The sequence below is a fragment of the Bradyrhizobium centrolobii genome, assembly GCF_001641635.1.
Lineage (GTDB): Bacteria > Pseudomonadota > Alphaproteobacteria > Rhizobiales > Xanthobacteraceae > Bradyrhizobium > Bradyrhizobium centrolobii.
Window position 1 is genome coordinate 46,488 of record NZ_LUUB01000124.1, and the last position, 11,867, is coordinate 58,354.

Below are 11,867 nucleotides of genomic sequence, written 5' to 3' on the forward strand. Positions count from 1 at the left end.
AATTGATCCAGAAAAGGTATCAATGGTCGAATTCGGGCAGGTGCGGGCATTCGTGGCAGTCGCCGACGAGCTGAATTTCGGTCGCGCGGCCAAGCGGCTGAACATGACGCAGCCCCCGCTCAGCCGGCAAATCCAGCTCCTGGAGGGAACGCTCGGTGTCAAACTCCTCGAGCGCACCAGCCGATCGGTCAGGCTGACGGCAGCCGGACGTGCATTCCTCAGCGAGGCACGCACGTTGCTTCAGCAGCGAGAGCACGCCGTCAAGGCCGCCCGGCAAGCTGCTTCGCTCGCCGGCGGTGCGCTGTCGATCGGCTTCGTCGGCGCCACCACCTACGGCTATCTGCCCTGGCTCGCGACGCGCGTCCGCGACGAGCTGCCGGATATCGAGATCACCTTCGAAGAGCTGACGTCGCGTCAGCAACTCGATGCGCTGAGGTCGGGGCGGATCGATCTCGGCCTCGTTCGCCCGATCGAGACGGAAGCGCCGATCAGAAGCGCGAGCGTATTCCGCGAGGGACTTGCCCTTGCGCTGCCGCTCGACCATCCGCTCGCAGTTCGCCGCCGCCCCGAGCTGTCGCATCTCGAAGGTCAGCCCTTCATCATGTATTCGCCGGGCGGACCATATATGCGCGCGCTTTTGACAGCCGCGTTCGACACCAACGGCGTTCGGCCGCAGGTCGTGCAAGCGATGAGCCAGGCACAGGCCATCCTGTCCCTGGTCAGCGCGGGACTCGGCCTCGCGATCGTCCCGGACGAGACCCGCAACGCCTGCTTCGACAACGTCGTATTTCGCCCGATCAGGCTCGGACCATCGGTCTTCGCCGAGTTGCACGCGATCTGGCGCAGCGACAACCGCAACACCGCCCTGCCCCGGCTGCGCGAGCTGGCGTTCCGGGCTGTGCGCTGACAAGCGCGAACTGGCTAGCGTTTGCTCCCGAGCAGCCTTTCTGCTTCTTCGATTTCGGGAAGTACTTGCTCTGCATCAAATTCTGCGACAACGGCAGCGAGCGCCTCGAATGCCGATCGGCCTTTCGTATTGCGCATGCGTGCAAGTCCAAGTTCGCTGCGTAGCTCGAAAGTCTTCGTCTGCTGGCCCCGCGCGATCTCCAGGGCTCTGCCGAAGGCATCTTCGGCACTGGAAAGGCTCGGAGGCTCGTGACGCAATAGAAGCTCACCCCGCGCGCGATGCAATTCGGCATCAAGCCAACGCTGACCGGAATGCTCGGTCCATGCGATCAATTCCCTCAGCATTTCCAAGCCGGTTTCGAGTTGACCCGCCTCTGCTTCTGCCATGGCAACATGCATGCCCCAAAACGGTTCACAGAGGTAGCAGTCATTCTCGTGCAGCGAGGTCAAGCCAAGGCGCATGTCCGCGAGCCCCGCCACTCGGTCGCCTGCGCGCCACTTCGCGAGGCCATTCAGGTAGGTGCCGGCGGCCACATACAAGGGCATCGTGTGGTCGCGAGCCAGCCCCAGCGCCAGGATGGTCTCTGTCTGCTGCAACCTACCGCCGCATAGTCCGTCGAAAACAGCCCTGTGGACGAGCGCATTGGCTTGGGAAAGCGCCCGCTTTTCTCCTGGAGCACGCACCGCTTCTGCGGCGAGGCGGCGCGCGCGATCGATCCTTCCAAGCGGCCACAGCACGAGCGCAAGAAATCTCATGATGACGAACGGAAGATCCAGCGCCGACGCCCTGAATGTCGCGGGATCCGGCGCGGCATCATAGATCGCAAGTGCCCGCTCGAGATGCATTCTCGCGTTCAAGTAGTCGCCTCCGAACCAGCAGGTCACACCGCTCGTCCAGTGCGCGACGACGGCGGCCACCGGCGATTCCGGCCGTCGCTCGGCGGCACTCGCGATGGCATTCGCCAATTCTCGCATCGGAGCGATCTCGCCATGCGTCAGGCAGGCGTTGAAAAGGCCCGAATGGATCGGCGCAAGTTCGACCGGATCATTGATGTCGGCTGCGAGCTGCCGGGCACGCGTCCATGCGGCCACCGTTTCGGGAGCGCTGTGCCCGAGGCTGCCCCGCAATGCGCGGCCATATGCAATTTGAAGGTGGAGCCTGCTCATCGTCCGGCCGGGCTCATCAGGCAGCTCATCAGCAACGGCAATCGCTTTGCGAAGATGTGCAATGGCCTCGGAATAGGCCGATCGTTTCAACGCCTGCTGGCCTGCCTTGCGCCACCATTCGAGGGCGACCTCGCTGAGCCCCGCCTCGGTGAAGTGGTGTGCCAGAACTTCCGGCTCAGTCTCGGCGACGAGTGGAAACTTGTCGCGCAGGGCATCGCCGATGTGCTTGTGGAGCACCTGGCGCCTGCTCCTGAGCAGGCTCTCGTACGCCGCTTCCTGAACGAGCGCATGCTTGAAACTGTAGTTTGCTTCGGGCGGGGATCCGCGACGCACCAGCAGTTCGGCCTCTTCGAGCTGCGCTAGCGCGGCGCTCAGCGTCAGATCATCGCGCCCCGCCACATATCTCAGCAATGCGTAAGAGAACTCGCGGCCGATCGCTGCGCCGATCTGCGCTACCTCCTTGACCGGAGCCAGCCTGTCGAGCCGCGCCATGAGGGAATCCTGCAGCGTCGCGGGAATAGCGAGCGGCGGAAGCGGACTATCGAGGCGATAGCGCCCGGCGTCCTCGACGAGCAGCCCGGATTCCAGCACCATCTTGGTCAATTCCTCGACGAAGAGCGGGATTCCGTCGGTCTTGTCGATGATCTGCTTCATCATCTCGCGCGGCAGCTGGCGGCCGACGGCCACCTGCTCGACCAGGGCCCGCGTATCCTGTCGGTCAAGCCGGTCGAGCTGCAACAGGCTGACATTTGCAAGGCCGGCCCAGGATGGCTCGAACTCGGGCCGGGAGGTCATGAGCACGAGTATCGGCAGGCCCCTGATCCGGTCGACTGCGAGATCAAGCAGTTCAAGTGTCGTGGCATCGGCCCAATGCACGTCCTCGCAGATGATCAGCAGAGGCTGCTGCCGCGCCAGCCCCTCGAGCTGATCGAGAAGGGTCGCAAACGTCTGTCGCCGCTGCTGCGCCGGGCTCAGGCCGAGCGGCGGATAGCGATCGCCGGTAGGAATCGAAAGAAGAGCCGCGATGAGCGGTGTCGCCCGGGCCACCAACTGTGTTCCAAGCGCCAGCATTGCCTCGAGCTTGTCGAGCTTTTGCGCAGGCGCATCGTGCGACCGGATGCCGGCGGCACGCTCGAGCTGCGCGACGAAGGGATGAAGCGCACTGTTGGTGTGGTAGGGCGAGCATTGATACCGCACCCGGCGGTGGGCGCCCAACGCGGGGCTTTCGGAGAGCGTTGCAACCATGCGCGATTTGCCGATGCCCGCTTCGCCGGAAATTAAAATCATCTGGCCCTGCCCCTGCCATGCCAGCCGCTGGCGCGCGAGCGCGAATTCGATCTCCTCCTTGCGACCGACGAAGCCGATCGAGCGGGCCGCGCGGACCGCCTCGAAGCGGCTCTCCGATGCGGCTGCACCTTCGACCGCCCAGACCGCGATGGGTTCGGAGATACCCTTGACCTCGCGGCGGCCGAGATTGCGAAACGTGAAGAGATCGCCAAGCAGCCGGCGCGTCGACGCGGCAACGACAACTGCGCCGGGTTCCGCCAGCCCCTGGAGCCGGGCAGCGAGGTTCAATGTCTCACCGACCGTTGCCTGCTCCTCCGATGCAGCTCCGCTGACGAGATCACCGACCACCACGAGCCCGGTCGCGATTGCGATCCGCAGCTCGACCTGTTCGCGTGTCTTGAGCTGCCTGATTGCGATGACGATGTCGAGTCCCGCCCGGACTGCGCGCTCCGCATCATCCTCGTGTGCGCGGGGATAGCCAAAATAGATGAGTATTCCGTCGCCGACGAACCGGGCTATCATGCCGTCATAAGAGGCGATGACGTTCGCACAGGCGGCGCGATACGCACGGATCACCTCCCACATATCCTCTGGATCGAGGCGCGCGGAGAGCGCAGTCGAGCCGACCAGATCGCAAAACATGACCGTGAGGTGGCGCCGCTCAGCGTCGTGAGGAGGGGCCGGCGATGCGATCAATGCGGCCGGATCGAGCTCCGCAATGGCGCGCAGCATTTTACGACGATGGCCGAGCAGAACTCCGAGCTTGTCGAAATCCTCATCCATCAGCTCGGGAAGAACGCCGATGTCGATCCCATTTTGGGCAAAACGCTGTGCGTATTGCCCAAGCCCCAGATTCTCAAGCCACTCCGCGATCTGCTGCATAGGCACCACCGAAGGTCTGGTTGGCAGTTAGCAGAGTTCTGGATCACGGCGTGCCGGGACGATATCCCAACATCAACATGGTGGCACGCCTTGTTTACGACAACAGCAACATAGGTTGCTCAGTATCGATGCCGTTGCAGGCGGAACTCGCCCGATGCGTATGACTGCTCCGCTCAAATTCGCCGGCGCAGCGTCCGGCAATCGAGGTTGAATGATTCACGATCTCTCGTTTTCTGACCGAGAGTCGGCCCGCAGCGATGTGGCTGCGCTCACATTACGATGCGCAGGCAGAATTCTTTTCGTGAGCAAAGCTTTCATTACTCCTTGTCCGCGGTGTCATTGTTGCGGGCCATGGTGCCCGCGACCACTTGAAGCGAAGAGCCCGTCAACCAACAGCCTGCGACAACGGCGATCGCTCCGCCGGGGACATTCTGGTCAAGGACAATGATGCTGACGGACAGAGCTGCAGCAATCGCGGCGCCAAACGTTCCGGCTGCGCTGATGATCTCGGGCGCATCGGAGCCATCCCATTCTTCGGAGATGCTCGAATTCGATTTCCGAGCCTTGCTGCCGGCCAGATCGATCCCGACATAGTAGCTCACGGCTCCATAGAGCATCGTCAGCAGCACGATCCAGCCGCTCTCAAACAATCCGCTTTCGTGACGCAACAGGATTGCACCCACGTAGAGGCCGCAGGCGCCCCCGACGGCTGCGAGGCCAAGCCTTTCAAGCAGATGGGCCGATTTGATCAGGCTGGAACGGGGGATCCGAAAATTGCCGGTGCGCCTTGTTACCGATAGTGCGCTGAAGACCGCATTGTTTTTCTTCATGGAACGCTCCTATTAAGTAAGTATAAGTAGCGGCCTACCGGCCGACCCCGAAAGAGGTGCTGGTAGACACCTTTCGCGATGCGCTTCATTCCACTTTCGAAAAAATCTGCGGGGCCTGCTTGCACGAGAGCAAGACGGGGGCCGATTCAAGTTTGGCGAGCAGAAGGCGTCGCCGGCATTGTGTGCGCGCGAACCACTGGCTCCGGGCACGACGATCAGGTGCGGGAATGATCGCTCTATAGGAGTCGATTGAAATATGAGACGGTTCACACGCCTGCTATTTTTTCCCGTTCGCTGCTGGTCAGGACTGCGAGCGTAAAAGCACACATCTCTCGTTGAGCTCTTGCAAGCTCAAACACCACAGGCTGCCGTGGCGGGATGGGAAATGCTGCAATCTCGTGAATCGATCAGGAGAGACGCGCGACATCAACGATGATTCGGTTGTGATTGTCCGGATCGACAAGGACGGGCAATGCGCAACCCGTCGTGGTGCGCAATTCGCGGCGCTCAGAGCTACTGAAGGACATGCGGGTCACTGCTTGCCCAGGCGGCCCGCAGTTCGGATCGTTCACCAAGACGGCGATGTCCCACGTCCCGCCCGGTGCGCTGCTCGGTCCCGCCTCGTTCGCGGTCAACACTTTCGCCGTAGTCGGCACGAGCCCGAGGGCCGCGGCGCCGCCGGCGAGCGCGATCTCCGTCTGCTGCGGCGTGAGGCCGTTGGCCAGCGTCGGCGACGACGCGGCATGCTCCACCTCGCGCCAGACGCGGGGAAATGCGTGATCACGGTGCGCGTCAGCCTGCTGCTCGCTGAGTTGTTGGCTGCGCAGATTCTCGGCGAGCCTTTCAGCGGCCTCGAACCCCGTCGGCACCTGATCCCATTCGATCCTGAACCGGTTCGGATCGGCGAGGTCCACGGTGACGGGGAGCACCAAGCCGGGACGGGGCCATTTCGGTTTGGGCACGCCGTAGCCGCTGTACTGCACGGCGGTTGCTGCGAGGCGCTCTGCGGTGATCACCCCGTCAATGTCGCACTTGGGATGGAGGACCATCTCGCCGGCGGCGTCGGGGAATGGCGAACAGGCCATGACCTGCAACTGTCCGCTCACCGGGTTGGTGATCTGCGACCGTTTGCGCTGGCCGAACCAACTCATCAACGCTCCCTCAAGCAAACTACCCATCCTACGCTCGCTACACCGGATCGAACGCGCGGATTGGCGGCAGGTTGCCGGTGAACCGCTCCACCTCGACGGTCGTGAGCTGGCCGGTGCAGCCTTGCGCGAAGGATGAGGTGCCAATGTCGCGAGTGAGCACGTTCGGATTGCCGTGAACGCAGAGCGGTGCCTCGTCCTCGGGATCCATCGGGTCGTACCAGGCGCCGGTCGGGAGCTGGACGACGCCGGGCGCGATGCCGTCGGTGACATGCACCGCGGCGAGGCAGGCGCCGCGCTCGTTGAAGAGGCGGATGATGTCGCCATCCTTGATGCCGCGCGCGTCCGCGTCGCGCGGATTCATGCGCGCGACCTCGCGGCCGCGATGTTTTGCTTGAAGCGAATGTCCGCCGAAGTCGAGCTGGCTGTGCAGGCGCGTCACCGGCTGGTTGGCGACGAGGAAGCACGGCGCACCTGGCTTCGGCACATCGGTCTTCTCGAGCCAGACCGGATGGCCCGGACAATCGGCATCGCCATGGCCCGCGATCTTTTGCGAAAAAATCTCGATGCGTCCGCTCGGCGTCGGCAGGGCATGGGTGACCGGATCCTCGCGGAAGCGGCGCAGCCTGCCGCCGTCGTCGGGCTGTTGCGGCACGACCAGACTGCCGCGCTGCCAGAATTCCTCGAAGCTCGGGGCCTCGAGGCCGCGCGCCTTGAGCGAGGCGCGGGTCGGCTCATAGAGATGTTCCAGCCATTGCCGTGACGTGCGCCCTTCGGTGAAGGGTTCGCGAGCGCCGAGACGATCGGCGAGATCGGCAAAAATCTCATAGTCATCGCGCGCAAGGCCGAACGGCTCGGCGATGCGGTGCATGGCAACCATCAGGGGATCGTTGGTGGAATAGCCGATATCCTCGCGCTCGAGCGTCATCGTCGAGGGCAGGACGATATCGGCGTGGCGCGCCGTGGCGGTCCAGGCGAGCTCATGCACGACCAGTGTGTCGAGCCGCGCGAAGGCTTTTCGCAGGCGGTTGATATCCTGGTGGTGATGGAAGGGATTGCCGCCGGCCCAGTAGACCAGACGGATGTCCGGATAGGTACGCGTCTCGCCATTGTAGCGATAGGTGGTGCCGGGATTGAGCAGCATGTCGGCGATGCGCGCCACCGGAATGAAATCCGCGACACCATTGCGCCCCTGCCCCAGCGTCGGCCCCGGCACGTCGTTGACGCGGCGGCCGTAATAGCCGATCGCACCGAGCGAATAGGCGTAGCCGCCGCCGGGAAGGCCAATCTGGCCGAGCGCCGCCGCCAGCACCATGCCCATCCACACCGGCTGCTCGCCATGCTCCGAGCGCTGCAAGGAATGGGAGACGGTGATCAGCGCCCTCTTGCCGGCAAGGCGGCGCGCGAGCTTGCGGATCGTCGCGGCATCGAGACCGCAGATCGCGGCCGCCCACTCGGCGTGCTTGGCTTGCCCATCGCTCTCCCCGGTGAGATAGCGCAGGAAGACCGGCCAGCCTTCGGTGTAGCGATCGAGGAAGGCCTGATCGTGCAGGCTTTCCGCGACCAGCGTGTGGACGATGCCGAGCATCAGCGCCGTGTCTGTGCCGGGCACGCACGTCATCCATTCGGCACCGGTCTCCGCGGGCAGATCGTCACGCAGCGGGCTGACCAGGATGAACTCGCAGCCGCGCCGGCGCGCCGCTGCCATGGCGCCGCGCTCGACGTGCTTGCTGATCGAACCGCCAGCGACCATGGAGTTCTTCAGCGCCATGCCGCCGAACGCCAGCACGATCTCGGTCTCGGCTGCGATCTGCTCCCATGTGACGTTGCGCTTGGTGATGTCTTCGTAGCCGGCCAAAATCTGCGGCAGCAGCACCGAGGACGCGCCCGATGAATAGGTGTTGACCGAACGCACATAGCCGCCCATCGCGACGTTGAGGAAGCGGTGAACCTGGCTCTGCGCGTGATGGAAGCGGCCCGCGCTCGACCAGCCATAGGAACCGCCGAACACCGCTCCAGGGCCGCGCGTGTCGCGGATGCGCGACAGCTCGTCCCCCAAGAGGTCGAGCGCCTTCTCCCAGCTGACGGAGACGAATTCGTCGCGGCCGCGGCGGTCATCCGGGCCGGGGCCACGCTCGAGCCAGCCGCGGCGGATCGCCGGCTGGGCGATGCGCGCCTGGTGGCGCAGCGCGCCGGGAAAATTGTCGATGATGCCGTTCGGATCAGGATCCGCCGCATAATGCCTGACTTCGAGCCCAGCCTCGCTATGACGCGCCGAGAATACGCCCCAGTGCGAGGTATGCGGCTTGAAACCGTCCGACAGGTCGAGGCCGGGATCGGGGTGGCCAATTGTCTCGTCCATCACGTGTTCCTTGTCCCCGAGCGGCGATCGGCGCGCTCTCCTCGCAATCATCGGGAGAGTATAATGATCCGCTCTGCCGAGGAGCAATGGATGACCCATGTCGAAATGCACAAGCGGTAGCGACATCGCGCAGGTCGCACCGGCCGCGGCCTTCGGGGCGCAGGGCTTCCACGTCGTCATTGCGAGCGCAGCGAAGCAATCCAGGCTGTCGCCGCGGGAAGATTCCTGGATTGCTTCGCTGCGCTCGCAATGACGGAGTAAGGTGTGGCGTTGCCATCCTCCACTCGCATCTCAACCCGCAGACACACCTTCGCATTCTCGCGGCACATTTCGCCCGAGCTTTGCTCCATCTCCTCACCCTCTTCTCTCCAAGAGGGCGCAGGGAAGGCCGGGTGCCGGCTGGCACCCACGGTCCGCTGCGCGCATGTAGCGCATAAAGAACTGCACAGCGGCATACAGGTGAAGCCCAACACGCGGCCTTCCCTGCGCAGTGGTTTGACGGCTTATGCCGTGCTCTCCCGGGAGCCGAATTCCCTCTGGCCTCCCTCGCCCCGCGAATTGATGATGCAGTCCGCCCGGTTGGACTCGCGTGCACCTCCGCAGAAAGCTTGACCGTAGCAACGACGGCCAGGACCACACGGTTTTGCCGTACGCGCGTTCATCTGTCGCCACAGGGTTCTCCGGCTTTGTCGACGGTGCCGGAGAAATGTTGACGAGACGAACCTTACAGCGCCGCTCATCCGCACGCCGTTTCGGGCTCACAGGGACTACCCGCCCTGCCCGCACCTCTCGTGCCGACGCTGCCGCGTCCACCGCAACCCGGCCCGCGAATCGTGACGACGTACGATCGCCCCTCTTGGTGAGCCGGGATGGGCGACACATACGACAAATCCGAATTTCGGTAAAGTGGAATATTTTTGTGGGGAAGGGTTGACGAAGAGGTCGAATGGTGCGTGTTTTGCCCGTCGGGCAAAGACGACGCACGACTGGCGCGCAAGATTAGCTCCCCGCTTGGGCTTTATCCGGCAATGACGCATGATAGGTTTCGCAAGTGCTCAACCATCCTACGTACTGCTATCCGCGTTGTGCCGTCCCCATGTATGGATTTCGAAGCGCTCGTAGAACTCGAGAATCGTGCAGGATGTTCGTCGTGAAACGTCGTGAGAGACTCGGCTTGAGAACATCGCGATGGCTGGCGCGCGACCGCTCGCGCACCTCACCGGCTCCAGTTCTGTCTTAGCAGATCCGGATATACAGCGGCCTGCTTTCCGGCCAGCTCTCCACCGTGCGCGCTAATCGATCGTCATCTTCCCATCCGAGAAACTCAATTTAACGACAAGTCCGCCCTCGTTGATGAGCCATGGCCGCACCGTAAATGCGCGCGCACCGGATTTGTGCATCGGGTCAGACGCAGCGATCTCGGTGGCGTGTGCAAGCGAGGTGGCGCGGATCACGAACATGCCATCGCCGTCCCAAAATTGCTCATCATCCGTCCAATGCGGTCCCGCCGCAACCATGATGCCCTGGCGCTCGATCTCGCATTGGTGCGCGAGGTGGGCGGGAAGTTTCTCCATCACCGGGGCTATGCCATTCGTCGGCGTCGTGAACACCACGTAGAACTGTTTTTTCAACATCCCGCCGCTTGCTTCGAGAACCTCGTCTTTAGTGACACGCGTCTTCGTCATCATCGTCTTCTCCTGAGCTTGTTTTGTGCGAATGGAGGCTTGATCTGATCCATGCGCGGCGGATATTCCGGCCCCATTTCGGGCTAAACCGATGGAGGGATGCCACCCGGCTTCAGATCAATCGGCGTACTCGCGAAAGCGACGCCCGGCTCGCTGAAATTGTTGGGGGGCGCTGAACCCCAGAGATTGATCCAGCGATGGGATGCCATCATCTCCCAGTCGCGCGCCTGATACAGCGCATCATCGTAAATGCGATCCATTCCGACCGACATCTCGACCACACAGTTATTGGGATCAACGTAATACTGGAAGACATTGCCACCGGCGCCATGCCGCCCGGGTCCCCACAGCAACGTCCGATCCTTGAGTACGAGACTGTCGGCTATCCGCGCCAGATCCTGGAGGGAGTGGAAGTCGAACGCATAGTGATGCAAGGCGGGCTCGCCGCGAAACACCGCCACCGTGTGATGATAGCCGTCGTGAGCACGAAACCAGTTGAACTCGTCACCCGTCGTGCGGTCCGACAGCTTGAGCCCGAGCACGTTTGTGAAGACATCGCGCACGGCAAGGACGTCGGGTACCTTGAAGTTTACATGCTCGATGCGTGGAGGGCGCGAGCCGGGTCCGATATAGCGTGCCGCTTCGCTGCGCTTCACGGGTGTATGTACTTCGATAATAAGGCCAAACGGCGCCTTGAAACGTACCGCATGCTCTATAGCCGGGCCGAGAGGTCTGTCGTCGATCACCTCGAGGCCATCGGAGATCGCGCGACGGTAAACCTCGTCTACCGCGTGGGCGTCCATGGCTTCAAGGCCAACAGTGGCGACGTAGCGCTCCGTGTCTTGCCGAAACGCGATCTCGTAGAGCCGCTCGTTCGAAGTAAGAAATACTGTCCGGTCATGCCGACCGCTTACCCGCAATCCGACGAGATCGACAAGATCCTGAGCCGAGCGCTCCGGATCCGGGGTCCCGAAAGTCACGTGGCCCATTTGCCTTATCAAGTGAGTCATGGCTATTGATCCCGCCGACAGCCCAGTGCTGCAGTTCGCGGCCTGACAGCCGCCTCAATACTGAGCGTAAGATTGGCATCGGACGTGGGAACAAAATCGGCGGAATCCCAAACATACTTTTTGATGTGGTCTAAAAGTAGCGTTTGCCGAACTGCGCCGATCCAAAGGTGCATGCCGTCAATCGACACGAGTGGGCTGCCTTCCCGAGCAGTCAGCCTATGAAAAGGCGAAATCGCAGATCGCATTCACTCCGCAGTTCGGGGGCGCAAGGTAGCACGAAGAAAATCAATGAACGCCTTGAGGGCCGCCGAGTTTTGCCGTCGGCTCGGATAGTACAGGAAGAACCCGTCGGTTGTCGGCAGGACGGCCTCCTCCAGCAGGCGGACCAAGCGCCTATCGGCGATCATCGGAGCCACATAGTCCTCGTCAAGATAGGCGATTCCTATACCGTCCAGTGCGGCGCGGACCACCAGCTGCGGGTCGTCTAAGACAAGCGATCCCTCGACCTCGACTTCAGCAGCCTTGCCCTGAGTGATGAATTTCCATGGAATGAACCCGCCGGCGGACAGCCGAAGCCGAATGCAATTATG

10 protein-coding genes are annotated in these 11,867 nt (G+C 62.7%); 3 read left to right on the plus strand and 7 right to left on the minus strand.

The window, feature by feature from the left end; translation table 11 throughout:
• Positions 1–22 precede the first annotated feature (22 nt).
• Positions 23–907, plus strand: coding sequence for a LysR family transcriptional regulator (locus AYJ54_RS44090; RefSeq protein WP_063708738.1), 885 nt, complete (start codon positions 23–25; stop codon positions 905–907).
• Between the two features lie 14 nt (positions 908–921).
• On the opposite strand, the gene AYJ54_RS44095 is transcribed toward AYJ54_RS44090, so the two are convergent.
• Positions 922–4,212: an adenylate/guanylate cyclase domain-containing protein gene (locus AYJ54_RS44095; RefSeq protein WP_245329323.1), complete on the minus strand. Its 3,291-nt coding sequence runs from the start codon at positions 4,210–4,212 to the stop codon at positions 922–924.
• Here AYJ54_RS44095 and AYJ54_RS53305 point away from each other — a divergent pair.
• Positions 4,102–4,356, plus strand: coding sequence for a hypothetical protein (locus AYJ54_RS53305; RefSeq protein WP_245329325.1), 255 nt, complete (start codon positions 4,102–4,104; stop codon positions 4,354–4,356). The two genes, AYJ54_RS44095 and AYJ54_RS53305, sit on opposite strands and share 111 nt — an antisense overlap.
• A gap of 203 nt (positions 4,357–4,559) precedes the next feature.
• On the opposite strand, the gene AYJ54_RS44100 is transcribed toward AYJ54_RS53305, so the two are convergent.
• The 3 genes from AYJ54_RS44100 to AYJ54_RS44110 all read right to left on the minus strand — a co-directional run bounded on the left by AYJ54_RS44100 (position 4,560) and on the right by AYJ54_RS44110 (position 8,582).
• Positions 4,560–5,072 (minus strand): DUF1294 domain-containing protein, encoded by a 513-nt coding sequence (locus tag AYJ54_RS44100; protein ID WP_063708740.1) that lies wholly within the window; start codon positions 5,070–5,072, stop codon positions 4,560–4,562.
• Positions 5,073–5,479: 407 nt separating this feature from the next.
• Entirely contained in the window at positions 5,480–6,223 is a 744-nt protein-coding gene (locus tag AYJ54_RS44105) for a hypothetical protein (protein ID WP_245329316.1), read from the minus strand.
• Positions 6,224–6,260: 37 nt separating this feature from the next.
• Entirely contained in the window at positions 6,261–8,582 is a 2,322-nt protein-coding gene (locus AYJ54_RS44110; RefSeq protein ID WP_063708768.1) for a molybdopterin guanine dinucleotide-containing S/N-oxide reductase, read from the minus strand.
• A 97-nt stretch (positions 8,583–8,679) separates the two neighbouring features.
• Here AYJ54_RS44110 and AYJ54_RS50985 point away from each other — a divergent pair, with 97 nt between their 5' ends.
• On the plus strand, positions 8,680–8,835 hold the full coding sequence (locus AYJ54_RS50985; protein WP_161491950.1) for a hypothetical protein: 156 nt from the start codon (positions 8,680–8,682) through the stop codon (positions 8,833–8,835).
• 1,039 nt (positions 8,836–9,874) lie between these two features.
• Here the strand turns inward: AYJ54_RS50985 and AYJ54_RS44115 are convergent.
• From AYJ54_RS44115 to AYJ54_RS53310, 3 genes are all read right to left on the minus strand, one after another.
• Positions 9,875–10,270, minus strand: coding sequence for a YciI family protein (locus tag AYJ54_RS44115; protein WP_201724333.1), 396 nt, complete (start codon positions 10,268–10,270; stop codon positions 9,875–9,877).
• A gap of 80 nt (positions 10,271–10,350) precedes the next feature.
• Positions 10,351–11,256: a VOC family protein gene (locus tag AYJ54_RS44120; protein WP_245329317.1), complete on the minus strand. Its 906-nt coding sequence runs from the start codon at positions 11,254–11,256 to the stop codon at positions 10,351–10,353.
• A 266-nt stretch (positions 11,257–11,522) separates the two neighbouring features.
• Positions 11,523–11,867: LysR substrate-binding domain-containing protein (locus AYJ54_RS53310; protein ID WP_245329318.1), on the minus strand; the 345-nt coding region annotated here is incomplete at its 5' end.